The sequence below is a fragment of the Giesbergeria giesbergeri genome (genome assembly GCF_054779375.1).
The window spans coordinates 51,835-75,297 of record NZ_BAAGYJ010000001.1; the positions used below are offsets into that span (position 1 = coordinate 51,835).

Consider the following 23,463-nt stretch of genomic DNA (forward strand, 5'->3'; position numbering starts at 1 on the left):
GTAGGTGATGAAAGGGGAAATGGGTGGGGCCAGTCAACAATCAGGCAGCAGCCTTGGCAGCGGCCACTTGGGCAGCCACTTCAGCAGCAAAGTCGTCAACCTTCTTCTCAATGCCTTCGCCCACTACGTACAGGGTAAAGCCCTTGATGGTGGTGTTGGCGGCCTTGAGCATCTGAGCCACGGTTTGCTTGCCATCGGCAGCCTTGACGAACACTTGGTCAGCCAGTGAGACTTCCTTGAGGTACTTGGCTACAGAGCCTTCGACCATCTTGGCAACGATGTCGGCGGGCTTGCCCGATTCGGCAGCCTTGGCAGTTGCCACGCTGCGCTCTTTTTCGATCAGGTCGGCAGGCACTTCGGCGCTGGTCAAGGCCACGGGCTTCATGGCGGCCACATGCATAGCCACGTCCTTGGCAGCCGTAGCATCACCTTCATACTCGACCACTACGCCAATGCGCGAGCCGTGCAGGTAGGAAGCCAATTGGCTACCGCCCGAGAAGGTCTTGAAGCGGCGGAAAGACATGTTCTCACCGATCTTGCCGATCAGACCCTTGCGCACGTCTTCCAAGGTGGGGCCAAAGCTGTCTTGCTCGTAGGCCAGAGCGCCCAGTGCTGCTACATCGGCAGGATTGTTTTGTGCCACCAGCTTGGCAGCAGCATTGGCCATAGCGATGAAGCTATCGTTCTTGCTAACGAAGTCGGTTTCGCTGTTGACTTCGATCAGACCACCCACATTGCCTTCAATGTGCACAGCCACCACGCCTTCAGCGGTGATGCGCGAAGCAGCCTTGCCTGCCTTGGTGCCCAGCTTGACACGCAGCAACTCTTCGGCCTTGGCCATGTCGCCATCGGCTTCGGTCAGTGCCTTTTTGCATTCCATCATCGGGGCATCGGTCTTAGCGCGCAGTTCAGCGACCATGCTTGCGGTAATTGCAGCCATTTGTTTTCTCCGTATTCAGTTCAATCGATTCAAGATAAAAAAAGGGGGCTACATCAGCCCCGCTTTTTACCGCGATCCGCGCAGTGAGGCTGGCCGATTAGGCGGCAGCGTCTTGCACTTCCACAAACTCGTCGGTACCTTCAGGTGCAGCCACGGCACGGGCTACATCTTCCACGGCATTGGCACGGCCTTCGATGATGGCGTCAGCAATCACGCGGGCGTACAGATCCACGGCCTTGGCCGAGTCGTCGTTGCCGGGGATAACGTAGCCAATGCCATCGGGCGAGTGGTTGGTATCGACCACACCAATCAGTGGGATGCCCAGCTTCTTGGCTTCAGCGATAGCAATCTTGTGGAAGCCCACGTCGATGACGAAGATGGCATCGGGCAAAGCGGTCATGTCTTGAATGCCGCCAATGTCCTTTTCCAGCTTTTCGATCTCGCGAGCAAACATCAGCTGCTCTTTCTTGCTCATGGCTTCCAGACCAGCTTCTTGCTGGGCCTTCATGTCCTTGAGGCGCTTGATCGAAGTCTTGACCGTCTTGAAGTTGGTCAGCATACCGCCTAACCAACGCTGGTTGACGAAAGGCACGCCAGCACGGGCGGCTTCAGCAGCGATGGTGTCGCGGGCTTGGCGCTTGGTACCCACCATGAGGATGGTGCCGCCATTGGCCGACAGTTGCTTGGCAAACTTGGCGGCGTCCTGCAACAAAGGCAGAGACTTTTCCAAGTTGATGATGTGAATCTTGTTGCGATGGCCGAAGATGAACGGGGCCATCTTGGGGTTCCAGAAGCGGGTTTGGTGACCAAAGTGGACACCGGCTTCCAGCATTTCGCGCATGGTAACGGACATGGTATTTTTCCAAAGGTTGGGTCTAAAACCCAGCCCGACATTTGTGCCCAATACGGACGACAACACCTTGAATGGGCTGGTTTGGGATTAGTCTTGCCACTAGACTGTAGTGCCCAAGGAAACGGCCTCTGACAGTCGGCAAAACCCTAATATTCTAGCATATCCATGATGAACGACCTTGACACCACACGGCAACTGGTGCAGCGTGGCCAAAGCAGCGCCAGCGCCGAGATGGAGCGCAGCATTGCCAGCGCCCAGTCTTCAGCCTGTGCACATGCCTTTACCCGCACGATGTTTGAGGAGGCGCGCCACCATGCTGCACAGCCTGCGGTGGCACGGTTGCCACTGGCGGGGCTGGCAGTCTCGGTGAAAGACCTGTTTGACATTGAAGGCCAGCCCACTCCGGCAGGTTCTGTGGCGCTCGCCCATGCGCCAGTGGCTCGACAAGATGCGCCTGCCGTAACCCGGCTGCGCACAGCAGGCGCTGTGCTCATCGGGCGGAGCAACATGGTGGAATTTGCTTTCTCGGGTGTGGGCACCAATCCGCACTTTGGCACCCCTGCCGCCTGGGATGGACGCTTTGGTGCCTTGCCCGGCCCAGCACTTGTGCCAGGAGGTTCCTCCTCAGGGGCCGCTATCTCGGTAGCCACTGGGGCTGCATTTATTGGCTTGGGTTCTGACACAGGTGGCTCATTGCGCATTCCAGCAGCACTCAACGGTCTTGTTGGCTTCAAGAGTACGGCCAGGCTGGTGCCCACCGCTGGCATGGTGCCACTGTCCCCCACCTTAGATACAGTAGGCGCACTGACACGCTCCGTGCGTGACGCAGTGCTGGCCCATGAGGTATTGGCTGCACGGCGCGTCCGGCACAATCCAGTCCCCTTATCGGGTTGGCGGCTGGCGGTGCCGGGGGCACTTTTTTTGGAGTCTCTGGACAGCCATGTGGCCCATGTCTTTGCCCGCACACTACAGACCCTACGCCGTGCAGGCGCCCACATCACCGAAATGGCCTTGCCAGAGACCACCGATGTACTGGCTTTGCAAACAGGCGGTGGTCTGACAGCGGCAGAAAGCTACGCTTGGCACCGCCAACTGCTCAGCCAATATGGCCCGCAATACGACCCACGCGTGCGCAGCCGCATTGAGCGGGGGGCCAGCATGTTGGCGGCTGATTATTTGGATCTGCTACGCACGCGCCAACACTGGATGGAACGGATGCAACGTCAGTTGGCCAATGTCGATGCTTTGCTGTCTCCCACCGTACCGATTGTGGCCCCCAGCATAGCCTCCGTGGCGCCTGCCAGACACCAAGATGCTGCCCAAGATGCCGAGCGCGATGCCGAATTCTTCCGCACCAATGCGCTGCTGCTGCGCAATACCAGCGTAGTTAATTTGCTGGATGGCTGTGCGTTGTCACTGCCCTGCCACCAGCAAGGTGAATGGCCTGTGGGCTTGATGCTCTGGCACACCGCACTCCATGACGATACGGTGCTGCATATTGGGCTGCGTGTTGAGGAAGCTCTGGCTCGGCAGTAGCCCGCTACGGCTTAATTTTTTCTCCAGATACAGCCCAAGACTGGCTACAGTGTCTGTGATGTAGTTTTGGCTGCATCTTCTGTGCGCCCGACTTGGTCGGGGTCGGCATTTTGATGGCCCTTCGAGTAAGAAAACATGGACAACCACTACCTTACCCCGCTCTTTTCCCCTCAATCGATTGTCGTTTTTGCGGGCCAGCCAGATGCCCCAGACACCCAAACGGCGCAAGCACGGATGTTGTGTGAATCGCTCAAGGCGCAACAGTACAGCGGCTCGCTTCAGTTCATCAGCATACAGTCCACCGGCACGCTGGCTGATCTGGCACAAACCAAGGCAGATTTGGCCATCATTGCCCTGCCCCCAGACGAGGTGGGCAATGCCCTAGAGCTGGCCGGACGAATGAAGTGCCGCTCGGCACTGGTCATCTCCAGCAGCACCAGTGCAGAAGAGGCTGCCCGGCTCAAGCATATTTCAGAGCGTGAAGGCATTCATCTGCTGGGCCCCAACTGCCTAGGCTTGCAACGCCCGCCCCTGCACCTCAATGCCAGCGCAGCAGGCGCACTGGCGCACACAGGATCACTGGCACTGGTATGCCAGTCTGGTGCGCTCACTTCCTCCATTTTGGACTGGGCACGCAACAATGGCGTGGGTTTTTCCTCCGTGGTGTCGCTCGGCCCCAATACCAGCATCGACATTGCCCAAGTGCTCGACTTCCTGGCACACGACCGCCTCACGCAAAGCATCGTGGTTTACATGGAAGGCATCAGCAACGCACGCCGGTTCATGAGCGCCCTGCGCTCGGCGGCCAATGCCAAACCGGTGGTGGTGCTCAAGGGGGGGCGCAAGGCCGCAGGCAACGAGGCAGCACAAACCCACAGCGGCGCCATTGTTGGCAGCAACGATGTATTTGATGCCGCTCTGCGGCGGGCTGGTGCCGTGCGCGTGCGCTCATTTGTCGAATTGTTCTCTGCCACCAAATGCCTGGCTTCGCGCTACCGCCCAGTGGGCAAACGGCTGGCTATTGTGGCCAATGGCGGTGGCCCCGGTGTGCTGGCAGCCGACTGGGTGAACGAAATTGGCCTAGAACTGGGCAAGCTCTCGCCAGAATCCATCAGCGCACTACGACCACAGCTGTCCAGCCGGGCCTCACTCACCGACCTGATCGATCTGTCTGAATGTGCTGGCCCCGAACACTACCAAGCCGCCATTGAGGCAGCCAACAAAGAGCGCCAGATTGACGGCGTGCTGGCTATTTTTTCTCCACGCCCTGGCGCCGATGCCGAAGCTATTGCCCAAGCATTGGCTAACGCCAAAGCCCACATGGCCAAGCCCTTGCTGACTTGCTGGATGGGCGATGCCTCTGTGGGCCCAGGACGCAGCATACTCAAAGATGCGGTTATTCCGAGCTTTCGGACACCTGAAGCTGCCGTTGGAGCCTTTGGCAACATTGCTTCGTTTTACCAAAACCAGCAACTGCTGCAACAAACGCCTTCACCGCTGTCCACCTTGGCCAAACCCGACATCGAGGGTGCCCGGCTGGTGATTGAAAGCGCCTTGGCCGAGCGGCGCAAGGTACTGACTGAAATGGAATCGAAAACGCTGTTGGCGGCCTTTCACATCCCAGTCACCAAGACCATTTTGGCCCGCAGCGCCCACGAGGCCATGATGATTGCCACGCAGCTGGGCTTCCCGGTGGCACTCAAAATTGATTCGCCCGATATCACACACAAATCCGACGTGGGGGGCGTGGCCCTCAACATCATGAACGGCACCAGCGCCCGTGACACCTTTACCGACATGGTGCAACGTGTGGCCCAGGCACAACCCCAAGCGCGCATCAATGGCGTTACGGTGCAAAAGATGGCCCGAACACACCGGGGCCGCGAAATTTGCATTGGTCTGGTCTGCGACGACCCCTTTGGCCCGGTGATCTCTTTCGGTGCTGGTGGCACCATGATTGAACTGATCAACGACAAAGCAATGGAATTGCCCCCATTGAATCAATTTTTGTCACACCGTCTGATCGAGCGTTCGCGTGTGGCCGAAACCTTGGGGGCTTGGCGCGGTACTGGCCCCGCCAATCTGGAGGCGCTCGAGCAAATTCTGCTGCGCGTCTCTGAAATGGCCTGCGAACTGCCCCAATTGCGCGAGATGGACATCAATCCCATCATCGTGGATGAACACAGTGCTGTGGCCGTAGATGCGCGCATTGCAATTGACCATGCACCCCAATCCAACACCAGCGGCAACCTGCAATACAGCCATCTGGCTATCCTGCCCTACCCAGCCCGCCACGAGCAAATCTGGCCGCTGCGCGGTGGCGGTGAATACACTATTCGACCGATCCATCCAGGCGATGCGCAAATGCTGCAAACGCTGGTGCAGAGCTTGTCGCCGCAAAGCCGCTATTACCGGTTTGTTTCCTCTATGGCGGAATTGCCACCTTCGATGCTGGCACGCTTCACGCTGATCGATTACGACCGTGAGATGGCGCTTGTAGCCATCCACAAACAGCGCACGGCTACCGAAGATGGAGAGATCCATGAAACCGAACGCATGGTGGGTGTATCGCGCTACGTCACCAACCCCGATCGCACCAGTTGCGAATTCGCTTTGGTGGTGGCCGATGACTTCAATGGCAAGGGGTTGGGCTCACGCCTGATGCACAGCATCATGGACGTAGCACGCGAGAAGGGTCTGAACGACATTGAAGGCTTGGTATTAGCCAACAACAGCCCCATGCTCAAATTGATGCGTAGCCTAGGATTCGCCATCAAGTCTTACGAAGAAGACCCCGACTTCAAGCTCGTCACCCACAAGCTCTAAAAGTCTTTTGCCATGTACCGCATCACACCTGGGCCAGCACATGCCTTACTGGACAGTGCGAGCACAAGGCAACTGGAGACTGCCGCAGCAGCCCTGTTGCCACCGCACACCCTGATGCAACGGGCGGGGCTGGCGCTAGCGCAGTTAGCCAGAGCGTTGGCACCCCATGCACGCACCTTTTGGATAGTCTGTGGCCCCGGTAACAACGGTGGTGATGGCTTTGAGGCAGCGATGCACCTGCACCAACACAACCTGCCTGTAGTCGTCACTTGGTTGGGCGAACGTGAGCGACTCCCAGCAGACGCGCTCCGCTCTTGGCAACGTGCCCAGCAGGCCGGTGTGTGCTTCTCTAACCAGCCTCCGGCCTTGGGGCCGCAAGATCTGTGCATTGATGCCCTGTTGGGGGTGGGGCTGTCCGCCAGCGGACAACGCCCTTTGTCGGCCCATCATCCACTGCTGAGTACCTTGGCCCAGATACGCTCCTGCACTGCGCCAGTGCTGGCTGTCGATGTGCCTAGCGGCTTGCTGGCTGACACGGGTCAGTTTGCTACAGGACTGGCCCCAGCGCCTGGCACCCTGAATGCCAACCCTCGCCATACCCTGAGTTTGCTCACGCTCAAGCCAGGGTTATTCACAGGGGCAGGGCGCGATGCCGCAGGCACCGTCTGGTTTGATGATTTGGGCTGCCCTCAGCTCCCACAGCAACCCACCGCCTGGCTCAATGCTCGCCCAGCACCAGCCACACGCCTGCATGCCAGTCACAAGGGAAACTATGGTGATGTGGCTGTCATCGGTGGGGAGGGCTTGGGCCAGCGCGGCATGGGCATGGGTGGTGCGGCCTTGCTCGCCGCCCGAGCAGCACTGCACAGCGGTGCTGGACGCGTCTTGCTGTGCCTGTGCGATGACGCCAGCCCCAGCATAGACACCGTGCAACCCGAACTGATGCTGCGCCATATCCAAGCTCTGAACCTTGAGCAGTTGACCGTGGTCTGTGGCTGCGGCGGCGGCCAAGCCATCCATGCAGTTCTGCACCAAATACTGACCCACTCGGCGCAGCTGGTGCTTGATGCCGATGCGCTTAATGCAATCGCTGTTGATCCCTTGCTGCAAGAAGCCCTGCAAGCGCGTGCGCATCGTCAACACCACACGGTGCTCACGCCGCATCCACTAGAGGCAGCACGGCTGCTTGGCACGGAGGTGGGCTGGGTGCAAGCACAGCGTTTACAGGCAGCCCAACAACTCGCACAACGTTTTGGGTGTATCACTGTGCTCAAAGGCACTGGCACCATCATTGCCACACCAAATCAACCCCCACGACTCAATCCTACAGGCAATGCCCGACTGGCCAGTGCAGGCACCGGCGATGTGCTGGCCGGCATGGTGGGCGCTTGTCTGGCCTTGGGTCTCAATCCAGATGCAGCAGCCTGCGGTGCAGTTTTTGCACACGGCGAGGCGGCAGACCTCTGGCCACCAAACCTACCACTGACCGCCAACGCACTGGCTTGCCGACTATTGCCACTGGCTTGAACCTGGGTGGCACACTGGGTCTAGCCCAGCCTTTTAGGAACGCCTACCACCACTTTTCGCCCGCCGCGCCTTGGCGTGGCCCTTCTTTGCCCCCACCACGCCTGCCGCATCGGTGCGCCCTGCAGGTTGGGCCTTGCTGCGTGCTGGGTTGTCTTTAGGACGGTCTTTGCTCCAATCTTTCGTCGGCCGTGCAGGCAGCCCCTCATCTTCATGGAGCAACCTGAAATCAATGCGCCGCGCATCCAAATCTACCCGGCCCACTTGCACCTGCACCCGTGTACCGATGGCATAACGGATGCCACTGCGCTCACCGCGCAACTCTTGGCGGGCTTCATCAAACTTGAAGTATTCGCCGCCCAGTTCAGTAATGTGTACCAGCCCTTCGACATACATGCTGTCTAACGTGACAAAAATGCCAAAGCTGGTCACCGCACTGACCAAACCGCTGTATTCCTCACCCAGATGCTCGCGCATGTATTTGCACTTGAGCCAAGCTTGCACATCGCGACTGGCCTCGTCGGCACGGCGCTCATTGGCGCTGCAATGCAAGCCCGCAGCCTCCCAAGACTGGGTTTCGGCCAATGCTGCGCCTGTTTCTTTCTTACGTGGCTTTTCTCCGGGAGCCAACGGTGGGGCCACACGTTTGGCCAGCCGTTTGGTCAACTTGGCATGGGCATCGCCAGGAGTGGGCAGTGCTGGCAATTGATACTTGGTATGGCTCAAAATCGCTTTGATCACCCGATGCACCAGCAAATCGGGGTAACGCCGAATCGGACTGGTAAAGTGCGTGTAGGCATCAAAGGCCAAGCCAAAATGTCCGCTATTGATGGGTGTGTAAATGGCTTGCTGCATCGAACGCAACAGCATGGTATGAATTTGCTGTGCATCGGGGCGGTCTTTGGTGGCCTCAGCAATCGCTTGGAATTCAGACGGCTGGGGATTCTCACTGATAGACATCCCCACGGCCATCGCCTTCAGGTAACTGCGCAGAATGTCTTGTTTTTCAGGCGTAGGGCCCTCATGAACGCGGTATAGGCCATGTTGTTTGCCTTGGGCAATAAAGTCGGCACTGCACACATTGGCGGCCAACATGGCCTCTTCGATCAGGCGATGGGCATCGTTGCGCGTACGCGGCACGATCTTTTCAATACGGCCATTCTCATCGCAAACAATCTGTGTCTCGGTGGTTTCAAAATCTACCGCACCGCGCGCTTGGCGTGCTTGCAATAGAGCCCGATACACATCATGCAAATTGAGTAAATCGCGCACACGCTCCGCACGCTTGGCCGCCTCAGGGCCACGGGTGTTAGCCAAAATAGCGGCCACCTCGGTATAAGTGAAGCGCGCATGGCTGAACATCACCGCCGGATAGAACTGGTAGGCATGGACTTCGCCCTTGGTCGTGACCAGCATATCGCAGACCATGCACAGACGCTCCACATCTGGATTGAGTGAGCACAAGCCGTTAGACAGTTTTTCAGGCAACATCGGAATGACGCGGCGCGGAAAATAGACGCTGGTGGCGCGGTCGTAGGCGTCAATATCAATGGCACTGCCGGTTTGCACATAATGGCTCACATCGGCAATAGCCACCAACAAGCGCCACCCCTTACTGCGCCCCACTTTGGCGGGCTCACAATACACGGCGTCATCAAAATCGCGTGCATCTTCGCCATCGATGGTCACCAGGGGGATATCGGTGAGGTCAATGCGCTGGCGTTTGTCGGTAGCGCGCACTTTATCGGGCAAGGCAGCCGCTTGTGCCAAGCAAGCCTCAGAAAAAATGTGCGGCACATCGTATTTGCGCACGGCAATTTCAATCTCCATGCCGGGGTCATCGACCTCGCCCAACACTTCAGTGATCCGCCCCACCGGCTGACCAAACAGCGCAGGCGGCTCAGTCAGCTCCACCACAACCACTTGACCGGGCTGTGCCTGCCCCAACGCATTGGCCGGAATCAACACATCTTGACCATAACGCTTATCTTCAGGGGCTACCAACCAAACACCGCTCTCTTGCAACAAACGACCTATCAGAGGACGTGCAGGACGCTCGATGATTTCGACCACCCGGCCTTCGGGGCGTCCACGCCGATCCTGACGCACCACGCGCACACGCACCCGATCTTGGTGCAGTACGGCCCGCATTTCATTGGGTGGTAAGAAAACATCCGGCTGACCATCGTCGCGCAACAAAAAACCGTGCCCATCCCGATGGCCCTGCACGCTGCCCTCAATTTCGTCCGAAGAAGGTGCTGCCTTGGTGTTAAATTTCATTTTTTTGGTATACAATCTGGTTCTTTCCTGAAATGCCCAGGTGGCGGAATTGGTAGACGCACTAGTTTCAGGTACTAGCGGGTAACTCCGTGGAGGTTCGAGTCCTCTCCTGGGCACCAAGTCTAACGACATGCAGCATTTTATGCCTTGTTTTCGACTTGGAAGTTTTAAGAAAATTTAAAAAGTTCTGGGTATTGTTTTACAATCCCATTCTTTCCTGAAAGCCCAGGTGGCGGAATTGGTAGACGCACTAGTTTCAGGTACTAGCGGGTAACTCCGTGGAGGTTCGAGTCCTCTCCTGGGCACCAAATTCAAAAGCCGTTGCATTGCGCAACGGCTTTTTTGTTTTTAACGCCTCCACCACGCCCCAAAAAAGCCCACAGGCGCATGCACCCGTGGGCCTCTATCTCACAAGGCAACTATCGGCTTAGGCCTTGCGCAGCAGTGCCTTGAGCACGTTCTGCAAACGGCGGGCGCTGGTGGCCTCGCTGGCACTGGCCAACACTGTGGCTACATCACGGCCCCAGGTTTCAGTGGGTGCTGGATCGTTGCGGCGCGTGAGCAATTGCAATTGCAACATACGCCGTGCCGACAACTGCTCTGCCGGAGTCGGCACTTCAGCAGCCATTTCTAGGCGCAGCAAAGATTGGGCAGCATCCCCTGTAGCAGCCTTACCCAAAGCCTGTGTCCATGCCGTGCGCACAGCGGGTGCCACCCGCCCACCCAGTTCTTGGGCAGAGGGCAACAGAGCCGGATCACGCTTTTCCCAAGCGGTAAGCAGCTGGGTCAAGGCTTCGCCATGTGCTTGGGCAGCCAACTTCTTCAGTGCCTGTTGGGCATGCTCCATGGCTTCACGCTGGGCGCGGAAGGCCGCATCACCCAAACGGGGGCCACGGTCTTCGAAGGCGGGAGCCCGATCAGCAAAACGACCCCCACGCGCATCTGGACGAACTCCATCACGGCCTGGACGGGCATCGCGGCGATCACCACCTGGTTTGCCATTACGGCCCACAGGGGCGGCAGCGGGGGCGTCTTTTTTCATACCGGGGCGGTCATCACCACGGACAGCCACCACCGGACGGCTGGCCGCCTTGGGGGCAGCCGTGGCAGCCTCTTCTGGCACGGCCTGCACATCGGCCGCCGTAGCGTCTGGGGTAGCTGCTGTCTCTGCTGCTGGTGCGGCTGTCCCTTGGTCGCTGGCCTGTGCCGCAGCATCTGCACGGGCTTGGGCCTGACCACGCAATGCTGCCTCCAATGCAGTCATGGCTTGGCGAATTTGCTGTGCATCGCCACTGGCATTGGCCGCTTCCAACGCTTTGGCAGCATCTACGACGGCACGGTCACGGGCGCTCAATTCGGTAGCCTGCTTTTCACGATCTGCCGTCTTGCGCTGGAAAGCATCGTCAATGGGTTTACGGAAGGTATCCCACAGCTTTTGCTCCTGCTTACGGTCCAAGGGCACGCCTTGGGCTTCGGCTTGCCAACGTTGTTGCAAGGCACGGATGGCATCAATGCGCAATGTTGGGGCAGCGCCCAACACCGTGGCTTCTTCAATCATGGCCTGACGGCGCAGAATGCTGGCCTTTTGTGCGGCCTCCAGTGGTGCCGCGGCTGCCGTGATTGCCTGCTTCCAAAGCGGTTGCAGCTCGGCAAAGAGCTTTTCACCCACATGACCACTGGCACGCCAGCGGTCGGCAAACTGGTACAGCGCGCGATTGACTGCTTTCCAGTCGGAAGAGGCGGCAGGGCTGGCAGCCCAAGCTTTGAGTTCCTCAATCAACGCCAACCGTTGGGCTTTATGTTCTGCTGCTTCAGCCCGAATCTTGTCTAACCACGCCTCCACGACCTTGTGCGCTGCATTGCAGGCCTCGTCAAATTTCTTCCACAGTGCGTGGTTGGGGGCACCGCCTTGGTCCGTTTTTTTCCATTGCTCGCGCAATTGGCGCAGACTTTCCTGAATCTTTCGGCCACCCAAAGACTGACCGTCGGGACGCTGGAGTAAGGCTTCGGCCTTAGTCACCAACTCTTCACGCACCTGATCAGCACTCCACCGCTGCCAGCCTTCGAGTTCACCCGCAGCCACCAATGCGCTATGCACCTGCTGCTCCAAGGCAGCATCAATGTGTTTGCCGTGGTCTTTCAGTACCGCACGCAAGGCAGCCGCAGCACCTGCGCTGGCTTTGCCATGTCCTTCTGCAGTTTCTTGCTCCAACTTGGCCAGGGCATCGCGAACCGACTGCACCGCCTTGGCGACCACTTCGGGAGCAACCTTGGGTTTAGCGACACGGGCCGGACGCTCGGCAACGGCCTCAGTGGGCAGGCCACGCGCAACACGCAATTCATCGGCCCAAACGGGCACAGGTGGCAGGGGAGCGGCGGCATCTTCTGCTGCTGCTACGGCCTGGGCCAAAGCGGGCTGGAAGGCATCCCACACGACCAGCAACTGGCCACGAGAGGCATCCAACAGGGCTGGAAAACGCGCCTCAACACTGACCCAGTTTGGGTCTCCGGCCAAGGCCTGCGCCTGATCCTGCCAATGTTGCACATCGGCACGCAACACCTCCAGTGCAGCCTGTGCATCACGCCAAGATTTGGTAGACAGCACCTCGATGCGCTGGGCTAACAGCACAGCGGCCTCACGCTGCACCTGCACACGGTGCTGCAAATCCTCAATCACCTTGATACGCTCAGCCAGTTGCACTTTCAGCAGCGACAGTGGCTCGCGCGACAGTGGAGCACCGGCCTTGGCCGCATCCCGCTGCCAAGCCAAGGCATCGGCAATATTGAGTTTGACCGCAGCCAACAACGCGTTGGCCTTGTCAGCCCATTCGGCAGCGATGGCTTCTTGGTTCTTAGCCCGGCGCAACTCATCAATGCGTTCGCGCACGGCGCGCGCCGCGCCCTTGTCACGGCCGCTCAGCTCTTTGAACACTTCTTGCAATTGTTCGGGGGTGGGCTGGGTAGAGAGCCACTCGCGGATACGCGCAGCACGCTCGCCCGACGTTGCCGCCGAAAAAGCCCCACCAGTGAGACCATCCAAGGGATGCGCTTCAGGGGTCTTGGCAGGGGCCGGATGGTTTTCGGGAGCGTCGGACATTTTATTGCGTGAAAGAAAAGAAAGCATGGATTGTGGAAGAAACGACCACCCGAGACGTATCTCGGGCAGCAATAGCGGACAAACTGCGGATCAGCATACTGACCCATGTCGAAGAAGGCGCTATTTTGACCGGGATTTGGCCTGACACCTACCCCATTGGATCAATGAACTGCCAAGCCCAGCTTGGCCTGCGGCTTCCAGTCGGCATCGGCACCTATGGTTTCTGGTGCCCCCAAAAATAAACGCGACAGAGGCAAATCACGCGAAGCCAGATAGTCACGCACCATCACCGCACGGGCCAGCGCCAGCTCACGCATGGCATCGTCAGGCACCGGAATACTATCCAACAGCACCGCTTCCATTTGTGCCAAAGGCACATCCTTGGTCATGCCGATCAGGTTGCGCTCTTTCTTCAAATCGGCCCGACGGTACACCTCTTTAAGCAGGACGGGATATTCTTCGGCACTCACCGCCTCCACTGTATCAACGTCCTGTCCGGCCCGCACCGCCACGCGGCGTTTGTGCGCCAACACCAACTGTTGCAGTTTGTCGCGCTGCCAAGCTTGGCGTTCTGCGGGGGCACTGGCCTGCCCCACCACGGTCATATTCAACGATGGCCGGTCTTTCATGGCCTGAGCCAACTTGTCTAGACTTTGACGGGCCACCGCATCCAGTTGTGCCGTGCCTGGTGTAAAGGCCACCACGCCCTGTTCAGCGCCACCACCCAAGATGCCTGCCAGCAAAGAGAATGGGGCGGTCACTGCTTTGACGATCAGATTTCCAACCACCTTCAAAATCACCGATCCGAGTCTAAATTCTGGGTCGTTGAGTGAGCCACTGATAGGCAAATCCACATCAATCACCCCATTGCGGTCGGCCAACAGGGCCACTGCCAAACGCACAGGCAGGCTGGCCGGTGCGCCCTCTATCGGGTCGCCAAACTTTAACTGGTGCAACACCAGCTTGTTGCCTGCCGTCAATTGCCCGTTGGGTTGCACTTGGTAGCTCACATCCATACTGAGCTTGCCACGTTCAATGCCATGCCCTGCATATTTGATGGTGTAAGGCGATAAGGGGGGCAGCTCCAAATCGCGCATCTGGCCCCGAATATCCAACGCCAAAGGCTGTGCCAATGGATTGAGCTGACCCGTGATGTCCAGCGATGCCGTTCCTTGTGCACGGCCCCGCAATTCCAAATCCGCCATGAGTGGAGGCATCCCCGGCACCGCTGGCACCGAAGAAAATGCACTGAGGCGCCCAGCCAATCCACTCAAGTCGGCAGAGTAGTTCGGTTTGATGAAGTGGTCGGAAAAGTCTACCCGCCCTCCTGTCAATGTGATCGGGCCAATGCGTACGATGGGGGCCGGGGCGGCCTGTCCAGCAGCCATGCTGGCCGGTGTTGTGGCCTCCCCTGTAGGGGCAGCAACAGGGATTGGTGCGGCTTTGCGCCAATCCTGCAAGTTGAGACGCCCATCTTCCTGCACCACCACACGGGCAAAAAAGTCCATCAGTGCCGTTTCGCGCACGTCCAGTTGCAAAGCCTGACCAGGCACCATGGCCATAGAAATGCCCCGCACAGCCAGCGATTTCCAGTTCAGTAACTCCTCTGCACGCCCCAGCATCGGCAAATCGGGTGAGGCGCTGTCACCCACATCCTGGCGAGAGACCACAGTGCGTACACGCACATCGTCCAGGGCGGCATCGCCCTCTACCCTGAGCTGAGGGCCAGCAGGCAACTGGGCATAGGCCACCTGCCCCTGAAAGCTGCCATCGGCCCGACGAATGTCCACATTCAGATCCTTAGTGACATAAGGCTCGAAGGCATGCAACGGCAATTGGTGCGCCCGCACCTTGCCTTGAACGGCCAAGGGGGCTAAGCCCACCGTCCCATCGTATTCCAGTCGACCTGGATCGGTACGCCCCGCCCCAACCCGAGCCGATACACTCAATGCCGATGGGGGTGTGTTGGAAGCCAATGGCGCAAAATCTTTGAGCTGCACTTGCAGCCCTGACACCAGCAAAGCCACCGGAGAGGCCACAAACCCGTCACGAAAGGCCACTGTGCCACCATGCAGTGCCAAATCAGCCCAGCGCAACGACCAAGGAAGTGGCGCCTCCCCCGCCTTGGTCGCAGTGGCAGGTTGTGGCTCATTGGCAGGCAACCAGCGTTCAAACATCCACTGCCCCTCACTGTCACGCTCCACCAACAAACGTGGCTGGGTCAGGGCCATGCTCTGCACCGTCACAGATCGCTTGGCCAGATGCACTTGTGCGCCTTCTATGCGAAGTTTCTTCAGCTCGGCCAGTGTGTTCTGACCACGTAAGGCCAATCCAGAGGCCACGGCTGGCACACACTTGGCATTGGGCGCACAAGCGAGTTCCAAGCCATCAATGTTCAGTTGTGCCACCTGAGCCACCAGCGCCGGATCATCCCAAGCCAAGCCCAGATCGGCATTGAGCATGCCCTCCAAACGAGGCACCAACGATTGCGCCAAATACGGCCTGCCCCAACCTAAGGGAAGTGCCTGCACCGACAACGCCACCTTGGCTTTTTGATGGGTGGCTTGTCCCTCAAAGGCCAGTGTTGCTGGCCCCCGACTATCATCAGGGGCCACCAGTTGCATCTGTCCAGCAAACTGCACGGGGTGCTCTAAGGGCCAGCGGAGATTGCTGGCCTGCAAGCCCAGCTCCTGCAACCTGAGACGTGCAGGCGTTGGCAGGGTTTCGTCTTGCCAGTCCAGTTGTGCGTGCTGCACAGTAATTTGGTTGACGTCCAGACGCCAGTCACTGCCTGTAGGGGCTTGGTCATCGGGTGATGTAGGTGTCACCGTGGTGGTGGTTGGAGACGGTGCCCCTCCACCCGCCCAGTTCAGGTGCCCCTGACGATGGCGGCGCACATGAACATGAGGCGCATCGATCTGCACCGATTGCAACTGCACACGGCGCTCCAGTGGACGCACATCCTCTAACTCCAACGTCAACGCAGCCACTGACAATAGTTCACTGGCGGCCACATCGGTCAATTGCAATTCACGCGCCCCCACACGACCACTCAGACGCAGCACAGGCGTCTGGGCTTGCGCAAAATGCACACGCAAATCGGCATCCAACAATGCCGACTGCAAACGCACAGGCAAACTGGCAGGCAAATAGCCCAAATAGGGTTTGAGATCCAACCCCGACCAATGCAAGCGAATATCCGCTTGGCGTTGCTGTGCAAATGGCGTCGCCTCGGCACTGGAGCTAAAAGGGCTACCGTTGAGCTCAAAAGCCAAATGCGGCTGCACTTTGATCTCGCGCTCAGTAGGCAAATTGCTCAGCAAGGGAAGCTGCAATTGCAAATGGCGCAGTGCATGGGTGCTGCCCACGGTCTGATCCTGAAAATGCACTTCCCCACCACGCAACACGATGTTGTAGAGGGCGAACACCATCGGCTCACTGTGGTCAGGCTCCTGCTGTCTTGCAGCCTCAAGCCGGGCCATGATGTCATCAATGTCATAACGCCCCGGTGCCTGTTGGGTCAGATGCAACACTGGCGCATCTACCTCCAGAGCATCAAGCACAGGCGCCAAATACCACAACGACTGCCATTGCGCATCCAGATAGAAACGCTGCACTTGCAGTAAGGGCCGGTCTGAAGCGGTACCGGCAATCTGTATGTCCCGCACCGTCAGCTCCAGACTCCAAGGACGAAAGTCGATCTGGCCAATTTGCACCGTACGCCCCAGGCGCTCAGTGCCCATCTTTTCTCCCAGACTGCGCAGCACCGATGGCAACACCAACCAGCCCAACAGCCAAAGCACCATCCAGCCAGCGAGCACGACAAGCCCCCAGCGCACCCAGGACTTGTGACGAAGAGAAGAAATTTGCATAACGAGATTTTGCGGGATATCCACTCTGCACGCTCAGCGGGAGCCACAGAATTCCCCTCAATTCATAACTTTAAAGTATTAAATGTAAAATCGTTAGTATTGACTTGCTATTTAACCCAATCCTAGAATCGCCTCAGCCTCACAGCAGGCCAGTACCAACCCAACCGCTGCCGAATCCGGCTAAGTCAGTTCCGTGCGTTCTTTCGGGCACCTTGCCCCAGCACGAACTTGATGGCGTACCAATCCAGGCGAGATCTCCTGACTTTGCGGTGCCTCACAAGGGCACCCGATGTCCAGGCCCCCGCCGCCGAGAAAGGAAAGCTATGACAGCGTCAGGAAAATGGGTCTCCGGTGTGCATACCTTTGCCACCGATGTGATCACAGGATTTCTTGCCATCACCCGCAACAGTTTTGCCCTTGTTGGGCTGCTCGTTGTTTTTACCACCGCTACCTTGGTGGCACGCCCCGACCTGCGCCAAGCAGGAGAGGAACAACTGATAGGCTGGTTACAGGCCCGGCAGGAAGCCCTGCTGGGGCCAATCGAGCCAGAACCTGAGCCCAGCGACCGCACACTGGCCGTCAACCCCAAAGACTTGCCCAAAGAGCAGGCCAAAGTGGCCTACTGGCTGAGCAAGAAATACCGCGTTGCCCCAGAACCGCTGGGCCTGTTGGTGGCAGAAGCCTATGCGACTGGCACACGGGTTCAATTAGATCCCACCCTGATTCTGGCCATCATGGCAGTGGAATCGAGCTTCAACCCCTTTGCCCAAAGTTCCGTGGGAGCGCAAGGCCTGATGCAGGTCATGACCCGCGTACACACCGATAAATATGAGCGTGTGGGCGGCAAACTGGCCGCATTTGATCCTGTGACCAACCTGCGCGTAGGCGTCAAAGTGCTGATGGACTGCATCACCCGCACCGGCTCCGTCGAAGGCGGCTTGGGCTGTTATGTGGGTGCCGCCGACATGGCCGATGATGGGGGTTATGCTGCCAAAGTGCTAGCCGAACATGCCCGTCTGCGACAAGTAGCCGGTCAGCGCAAAGCCCCCACATCCCCCTTCCCACTCTTGGCCGAGCGCAAGCCCGACAACAAGACAACCACAGCCACCCCACCTGCCGAAGCGGCTGCACCAGCCAACACCACAGAAAAGGTGGCGCTGCTGTCGGGCCTTTGAAGCAAGACAGCCATCTGCACTGTCAGCTACACTAACCAAGCACGCGACTGGCGATAGGCATAGCATCTCCAACTGCAAGATGCTGTTGCTGACGTGGAAACTGACCAAACCTTGGCGGTGAAACCACTGGGAAGCGTGCCGCCAGGGGTCTGTCAGACCCTTGGTGATTCCGCCGTTCGCCTGGGCAGCCCTTGCTTCAAGGGACTCCAATTCACAGGACTGCCACACACCATGTACCAACGCAATATCCTTGTCGAGCAAACCGACCCCGAGCTTTACGCTGCCATTCAGGCCGAGAATCAGCGCCAAGAAGAGCACATTGAGCTGATCGCCAGCGAAAACTATGCCTCGCCCGCCGTCATGGCCGCACAAGGCTCACAACTGACCAACAAATACGCCGAAGGCTATCCTGGCAAGCGTTATTACGGTGGCTGCGAATATGTCGATATCGCCGAGCAGTTGGCCATTGACCGCATCAAACAAATTTTTGGCGCAGAAGCAGCCAATGTGCAGCCCCATTGCGGCGCTTCTGCCAACGAGGCCGTGTTCTTGGCCTTTGTCAAGCCAGGTGACACCATCATGGGCATGAGCTTGGCCGAAGGCGGCCACCTCACCCACGGTATGCCCCTGAATATGTCGGGCAAATGGTTCAACGTGGTCAGCTACGGCCTTGACGCCAACGAGGCCATCGACTACGACGCCATGGAGCGCAAGGCCCACGAAACCAAGCCCAAACTCATCATTGCTGGCGCATCGGCCTACAGCCTGCGCATCGACTTTGAACGCTTTGCCAAAGTAGCCAAAGATGTGGGTGCCATCTTCATGGTAGACATGGCCCACTATGCGGGTCTGATTGCTGCTGGTGTCTACCCCAACCCCGTGCCATTTGCCGATGTGGTCACCTCCACTACGCACAAGAGCCTGCGCGGCCCCCGTGGCGGCATCATCCTGATGAAGGCCGAGCACGAAAAAGCCATCAACAGCGCCATCTTCCCCGGCCTGCAAGGTGGCCCGCTGATGCACGTTATTGCAGCCAAAGCCGTAGCGTTCAAAGAGGCGCTGCAACCTGAGTTCAAAACCTACCAACAACAGGTGGTCAAGAACGCGCAAATCATTGCCGAAACCCTGACCCAGCGCGGCCTGCGCATCGTCAGTGGCGGCACCGAAAGCCATGTCATGCTGGTGGACTTGCGTGCCAAGGGCATCACTGGCAAGGAAGCCGAGGCCGTGTTGGGTGCTGCCCACATGACCATCAACAAGAATGCCATTCCCAACGACCCTGAAAAGCCCATGGTCACCAGCGGGATCCGTGTGGGTACTCCTGCAATGACCACCCGTGGCTTTAAGGATGAGGAAGCACGCATCACCGCCAACCTGATTGCCGATGTGCTGGACAACCCGCGTGACGAAGCCAACATTGCAGCGGTGCGCGCCAAGGTCAACGCCTTGACCGCACGCTTCCCGGTGTACCGTTAAGCCGGTTTAATGCGATGAAATGCCCCTTTTGCAGCCACCAAGAGACGCAAGTCGTTGAAACCAGGGTGTCTGAAGAAGGGGACGTCGTTCGCCGCAGGCGGCGTTGCAGCGCCTGCGAGAAACGGTTCACCACCTATGAGCGCCCAGAGGTGAGCTTTCCGGTGGTTGTCAAAAAGGATGGCCGTCGCACCGAATACACCCGTGCCAAGCTGCTAGGATCGTTCAACATTGCGCTGCGCAAACGCCCAGTCAGCACAGCACAAATTGACACCGCCATCGAGGGCATTGAAGAGACCCTGCTCAATTTGGGCCAACGCGAAGTGCCCTCCAGCCGCATCGGCGAGCTGGTGATGCGGGCACTCCAAAAGCTCGACAAGGTTGCCTATATCCGCTACGCCAGCGTTTACCGCAGCTTTGAAGACATCAACGACTTCAAAACCTTGGTAGACGAAGTGCGTCAGTAAGCCAGTGGCTGCACATGTAGCCCAGCGTCAACGCCGTACGAGCACATCGGTGCGCTTGATGCGGTCTGGCATTGGTGGCTGCACCATGCCCTGCGCACCAAAATAGCCTTCCAGCGCATCCACATCCAACATCCCCCCCAGCACGTCACGACCTTGGGTGAATACGGGGTAGCGATCCCCCCCTTGGGCCAAGAAACTGCTAACCACCACCCGATAGTCTTGCGCCTCCTCCATCGCTTGTCCATGCAATGTCATTGCCATAACACGGGCACCAGGTGGTTTTGATAGGTCATAGCGGTAGCTAAAACCGCTGGACACCGACAACACACGGCTGCGCTGTGATGGCTGTGCCAATGGATCAAACTGCTGCTCCAGCAAAGTGCGAATTTGTGCGCCCGTCAGGGTTTGCACCACCAAATGATTACCAAACGGCTGCACCGCGAAAAGCTGTCCATAACGTACTTGCCCTTGCACATCGGGCAGCAAATCCGCCCGCAGCCCACCCGCATGCATCAAAGATATTTGGGCACCACCAGCATCGGGGGACTGGGTGGCCCAGAGCTGGGCATCGGCCACCAAGTTGCCCAAGGCACTCTCACCAGAGGGTGCTGTCTGGCGGGTCACTGTGCCCAACAATCGCCCCACGGGTTTGTCGATCCACGGGGCAGCAGCCACCCGGTAGCGATCCAACACCGCTTGCACCCCCACATCGGGCACATAGCTGGGATACAACGGTGAAGGCATGATTTTGCCTGCACTGCTCTCGTAACCGCCGTTCTGCACGGCCACATTGCGAGCACTCTTGTGTACCAAACGCCGCGTCGCCAAATCAAAGCGCAGCACAATGTCTGTGACCCACATACCGTAAGCCCCAGCACTGGTGAGCAAAAAAGGTTTAGCCGGGTTGATGCTGGCGTAATCGCAAACATAGGCTTGGTGGGTATGACCAGAAATGACCACATCAATGGCCGAGCTCAGTCGCTCCAATATCGGCACGATATCGCCACGCAGACCGGCACAACTGGTCTCTACGGCACTGGCCGTGGTGGCACCGCCTTCGTGCAAAGCCAGCACCACCATATCGGCCCCATTTGCCCGCAAACGCGCCGCTTGGGCATTGGCGCTCTCGGCCTCATCCGCAAACTGCAAACCACGCACACCAGCGGGCGAGACCACCTTGGGGGCTGCTTGCAAGGTCACGCCAATAAAGCCCACCGTCACGGTGTGATCGCCTTGTGTAAATCGCTTAATGGCAGTGGCAGGCAATGGCGACTCACCACGGCCCTCCGGCACGATATTAGCCGCCAGAAACTGAAAACGAGCCCCGGCAAAGGCTGGATTGAGCTGGCACGGCTGGCGGGCCGTATAACGCGCACAGCCCCCATTTTGCAAACGCAATAATTCCAGCCACCCTCGATCAAGTTCATGGTTGCCCACCGCGCTGACATCCACCTGCATCTGGTTCAGGGCTTCTATGGTTGGCTCATCCAAAAACAGCGCCGACATCATCGGCGAGGCACCTACCACATCGCCTGCTGCCACCACTGCATGGTGGGGCGTGCGGGCCTTCAGTGCCGCCACCGTGCCTGCCAGATAGGCCAAGCCGCCCACGGGCACGGTGATAGTGCCTTGGGCCTTGTGGGTGCTGGGCAGCACCACAGACTGGCGTGGTGGCTCTAACTGCCCATGCAGATCATTGAAGCCCAGCAGGGCAATCTCCATGTGCGGGGACGGTGGTGCGGCTACCCCAGCACACCCAGCCAGCACCAGCGCACCCACCAGCCCCGGCAGCCGCAACAGCATAGCGATCAGATGGCCGCAGGAATCGGCGGCACCGCCTGCACAACATCGCCACACTGAGCACGATGGCGCAAGGCGTGATCCATGAGCACCAGCGCCAACAAAGCCTCCGCAATGGGTGCAGCACGAATGCCCACGCACGGATCATGGCGGCCCTTGGTGCTCACCTCGACTGGCTTGCCGTGGATATCGATAGAATCGCGCGGGCTCAGAATGGAACTGGTTGGCTTGATGGCAATCGATACTTCAATATCTTGCCCAGTGCTGATGCCCCCCAAAATTCCACCCGAGTGGTTGCTGGCAAAGCCCTCTGGCGTGAGCGAGTCGCCATGCACAGTGCCGCGCTGGGCAACGCTGGCAAAACCAGCCCCAATCTCTACCCCCTTAACGGCATTCAGGCCCATCATGGCGTAGGCGATATCGGCATCGAGCTTATCAAACAGAGGTTCGCCTAAACCCACCGGCACACCTTGGGCCTGCACGCGGATGCGCGCGCCACAAGAGTCTCCCGCCTTGCGCAAGGCATCCATGTAGCTCTCATAGGCTGCAACATTGGCTACCGGGGCAAAAAATGGGTTGTGCGGCACATGCTCCCAGCTCTCGAATGGGATGGGCAGTTCGCCCAGTTGCGTCATGCAAGCGCGAAACTGGGTACCAAATTTTTCGGCCAGCCACTTTTTGGCTACAGCACCAGCAGCCACCGTAGGCGCCGTCAGGCGGGCCGAAGAACGACCACCGCCGCGCGGATCACGAATGCCATATTTGTACCAATAGGTGTAATCGGCATGGCCGGGGCGGAAGGTTTGCAAAATATCGCCATAGTCTTTGCTGCGTTGGTCGGTATTGCGAATCAGCAAAGCAATGGGCGTGCCGGTGGTATAGCCTTCATACACCCCCGAGAGAATTTCGACCGCGTCAGGTTCGTTGCGCTGCGTGACATGGCGACTGGTGCCGGGGCGGCGCCGATCTAGATCCAGCTGAATATCTGCCTCACTCAGGGCCATGCCTGGCGGGCAGCCATCAATCACGCAGCCAATGGCCGGGCCGTGGGACTCACCAAAATTGGTGACGGTAAAAAGGGTTCCGAAGGTATTGCCACTCATGGAGAAGGATTATCCCAGAGCCACAGCCCCAACCGGCCATTCCTCTCAAGCACCAGCGGCGGCTTGGGCTTTGTCCTCATCGGGCCAATCACGGATGTAGGCTTTGAGCATTTGGTTCTCAAAGTTCTGACTGTCTACCACCGCTTTAGCCACATCGTAGAAACTGATGACACCCATCAGCATCCGACTGTCCATCACCGGCATATAGCGGGCATGGCGATCGAGCATCATGCGTCGCACCTCATCCATATCGGTTTCCATCGTGCAGGTCAGGGGGGCATCGTCCATAGCGGCACGCACCCGCAGGGTGCCAACACTGCCATCGTTTTTGACCAAGCTCTGGATAATTTCGCGGAAAGTGAGCATACCCACCAGATCACCATGCTCCATGACGACCAAAGAGCCAATGTCCCGCTCCGACATGATCTGAATAGCTTCGGACAGATGCCGGGAGGGATCGACGGTGTAGAGGGTGTTGCCCTTGACGCGCAGGATGTCGCTAACTTTCATGATGTGT

General features: G+C 58.5%; 14 protein-coding genes, 2 tRNA genes and 1 riboswitch. Of the genes, 8 read left to right on the top strand and 8 right to left on the bottom strand.

Annotation, left to right across the window (positions count from 1 at the left end):
- Positions 1-40: 40 nt before the first annotated feature.
- Positions 41-940: a translation elongation factor Ts gene (gene tsf, locus ACYVB2_RS00250; RefSeq protein ID WP_382431666.1), complete on the bottom strand. Its 900-nt coding sequence runs from the start codon at positions 938-940 to the stop codon at positions 41-43.
- Positions 941-1,037: 97 nt separating this feature from the next.
- Positions 1,038-1,793, bottom strand: coding sequence for a 30S ribosomal protein S2 (rpsB, locus tag ACYVB2_RS00255; RefSeq protein ID WP_382431664.1), 756 nt, complete (start codon positions 1,791-1,793; stop codon positions 1,038-1,040).
- Positions 1,794-1,958: 165 nt separating this feature from the next.
- On the opposite strand from rpsB, the gene ACYVB2_RS00260 reads away from it, so the two are divergent.
- The 3 genes from ACYVB2_RS00260 to ACYVB2_RS00270 all read left to right on the top strand — a co-directional run bounded on the left by ACYVB2_RS00260 (position 1,959) and on the right by ACYVB2_RS00270 (position 7,682).
- The gene (locus ACYVB2_RS00260; protein ID WP_382431662.1) at positions 1,959-3,329 is read left to right on the top strand and encodes an amidase; all 1,371 of its coding nucleotides are present in this window, start codon (positions 1,959-1,961) and stop codon (positions 3,327-3,329) included.
- Positions 3,330-3,464: 135 nt separating this feature from the next.
- Positions 3,465-6,155, top strand: coding sequence for a bifunctional acetate--CoA ligase family protein/GNAT family N-acetyltransferase (locus ACYVB2_RS00265; protein ID WP_382431660.1), 2,691 nt, complete (start codon positions 3,465-3,467; stop codon positions 6,153-6,155).
- A gap of 12 nt (positions 6,156-6,167) precedes the next feature.
- Positions 6,168-7,682 carry an NAD(P)H-hydrate dehydratase gene (locus ACYVB2_RS00270; protein WP_382431658.1) on the top strand — a complete coding sequence of 505 codons (1,515 nt, stop codon included), beginning with the start codon at positions 6,168-6,170 and terminating at the stop codon, positions 7,680-7,682.
- A 33-nt stretch (positions 7,683-7,715) separates the two neighbouring features.
- On the opposite strand, the gene rnr is transcribed toward ACYVB2_RS00270, so the two are convergent.
- Positions 7,716-9,959, bottom strand: a complete 2,244-nt coding sequence (rnr, locus tag ACYVB2_RS00275; protein WP_382431656.1) for a ribonuclease R — start codon at positions 9,957-9,959, stop codon at positions 7,716-7,718.
- Between the two features lie 34 nt (positions 9,960-9,993).
- Between rnr and ACYVB2_RS00280 the strand changes: the two genes are divergently transcribed.
- Positions 9,994-10,078: transfer RNA gene (locus tag ACYVB2_RS00280), tRNA-Leu, on the top strand.
- A gap of 104 nt (positions 10,079-10,182) precedes the next feature.
- Positions 10,183-10,267: transfer RNA gene (locus ACYVB2_RS00285), tRNA-Leu, on the top strand.
- Positions 10,268-10,386: 119 nt separating this feature from the next.
- Here the strand turns inward: ACYVB2_RS00285 and ACYVB2_RS00290 are convergent.
- Together ACYVB2_RS00290 and ACYVB2_RS00295 are read right to left on the bottom strand one after the other, a co-directional pair.
- Positions 10,387-13,056, bottom strand: coding sequence for a DUF349 domain-containing protein (locus ACYVB2_RS00290; protein ID WP_382431654.1), 2,670 nt, complete (start codon positions 13,054-13,056; stop codon positions 10,387-10,389).
- Between the two features lie 161 nt (positions 13,057-13,217).
- Positions 13,218-16,928, bottom strand: a complete 3,711-nt coding sequence (locus tag ACYVB2_RS00295) for a DUF748 domain-containing protein (RefSeq protein WP_382431652.1) — start codon at positions 16,926-16,928, stop codon at positions 13,218-13,220.
- Between the two features lie 323 nt (positions 16,929-17,251).
- On the opposite strand from ACYVB2_RS00295, the gene ACYVB2_RS00300 reads away from it, so the two are divergent.
- The 3 genes from ACYVB2_RS00300 to nrdR all read left to right on the top strand — a co-directional run bounded on the left by ACYVB2_RS00300 (position 17,252) and on the right by nrdR (position 20,043).
- Positions 17,252-18,103 carry a lytic transglycosylase domain-containing protein gene (locus ACYVB2_RS00300; RefSeq protein ID WP_382431650.1) on the top strand — a complete coding sequence of 284 codons (852 nt, stop codon included), beginning with the start codon at positions 17,252-17,254 and terminating at the stop codon, positions 18,101-18,103.
- Positions 18,104-18,136: 33 nt separating this feature from the next.
- Positions 18,137-18,296, top strand: a riboswitch (ZMP/ZTP riboswitch).
- 38 nt (positions 18,297-18,334) lie between these two features.
- Positions 18,335-19,579: a serine hydroxymethyltransferase gene (gene glyA, locus ACYVB2_RS00305; RefSeq protein WP_382431648.1), complete on the top strand. Its 1,245-nt coding sequence runs from the start codon at positions 18,335-18,337 to the stop codon at positions 19,577-19,579.
- A 14-nt stretch (positions 19,580-19,593) separates the two neighbouring features.
- On the top strand, positions 19,594-20,043 hold the full coding sequence (gene nrdR, locus ACYVB2_RS00310) for a transcriptional regulator NrdR (RefSeq protein ID WP_382431646.1): 450 nt from the start codon (positions 19,594-19,596) through the stop codon (positions 20,041-20,043).
- Between the two features lie 27 nt (positions 20,044-20,070).
- Here the strand turns inward: nrdR and ACYVB2_RS00315 are convergent, their stop codons facing one another.
- Genes ACYVB2_RS00315 through ACYVB2_RS00325 form a run of 3 tightly spaced genes read right to left on the bottom strand, consistent with a single transcriptional unit; the run spans position 20,071 to position 23,456 of the window.
- Positions 20,071-21,846 (bottom strand): bifunctional metallophosphatase/5'-nucleotidase, encoded by a 1,776-nt coding sequence (locus ACYVB2_RS00315; protein ID WP_382431644.1) that lies wholly within the window; start codon positions 21,844-21,846, stop codon positions 20,071-20,073.
- 5 nt (positions 21,847-21,851) lie between these two features.
- Positions 21,852-22,946 carry a chorismate synthase gene (aroC, locus tag ACYVB2_RS00320; RefSeq protein WP_382431642.1) on the bottom strand — a complete coding sequence of 365 codons (1,095 nt, stop codon included), beginning with the start codon at positions 22,944-22,946 and terminating at the stop codon, positions 21,852-21,854.
- A gap of 45 nt (positions 22,947-22,991) precedes the next feature.
- The gene (locus tag ACYVB2_RS00325) at positions 22,992-23,456 is read right to left on the bottom strand and encodes a CBS domain-containing protein (RefSeq protein WP_382431640.1); all 465 of its coding nucleotides are present in this window, start codon (positions 23,454-23,456) and stop codon (positions 22,992-22,994) included.
- Positions 23,457-23,463: the final 7 nt, after the last annotated feature.

Coding starts and splice junctions, on each gene's coding strand:
- glyA (WP_382431648.1), top strand. CDS start 18,335: ATGTACCAACGCAATATCCTTGTCGAGCAAACCGACCCCGAGCTTTAC.
- nrdR (WP_382431646.1), top strand. CDS start 19,594: ATGAAATGCCCCTTTTGCAGCCACCAAGAGACGCAAGTCGTTGAAACC.
- aroC (WP_382431642.1), bottom strand. CDS start 22,946: ATGAGTGGCAATACCTTCGGAACCCTTTTTACCGTCACCAATTTTGGT.
- rnr (WP_382431656.1), bottom strand. CDS start 9,959: ATGAAATTTAACACCAAGGCAGCACCTTCTTCGGACGAAATTGAGGGC.
- ACYVB2_RS00260 (WP_382431662.1), top strand. CDS start 1,959: ATGATGAACGACCTTGACACCACACGGCAACTGGTGCAGCGTGGCCAA.
- rpsB (WP_382431664.1), bottom strand. CDS start 1,793: ATGTCCGTTACCATGCGCGAAATGCTGGAAGCCGGTGTCCACTTTGGT.
- ACYVB2_RS00290 (WP_382431654.1), bottom strand. CDS start 13,056: ATGTCCGACGCTCCCGAAAACCATCCGGCCCCTGCCAAGACCCCTGAA.
- tsf (WP_382431666.1), bottom strand. CDS start 940: ATGGCTGCAATTACCGCAAGCATGGTCGCTGAACTGCGCGCTAAGACC.
- ACYVB2_RS00300 (WP_382431650.1), top strand. CDS start 17,252: ATGACAGCGTCAGGAAAATGGGTCTCCGGTGTGCATACCTTTGCCACC.
- ACYVB2_RS00265 (WP_382431660.1), top strand. CDS start 3,465: ATGGACAACCACTACCTTACCCCGCTCTTTTCCCCTCAATCGATTGTC.
- ACYVB2_RS00325 (WP_382431640.1), bottom strand. CDS start 23,456: ATGAAAGTTAGCGACATCCTGCGCGTCAAGGGCAACACCCTCTACACC.
- ACYVB2_RS00270 (WP_382431658.1), top strand. CDS start 6,168: ATGTACCGCATCACACCTGGGCCAGCACATGCCTTACTGGACAGTGCG.
- ACYVB2_RS00315 (WP_382431644.1), bottom strand. CDS start 21,846: ATGCTGTTGCGGCTGCCGGGGCTGGTGGGTGCGCTGGTGCTGGCTGGG.
- ACYVB2_RS00295 (WP_382431652.1), bottom strand. CDS start 16,928: ATGCAAATTTCTTCTCTTCGTCACAAGTCCTGGGTGCGCTGGGGGCTT.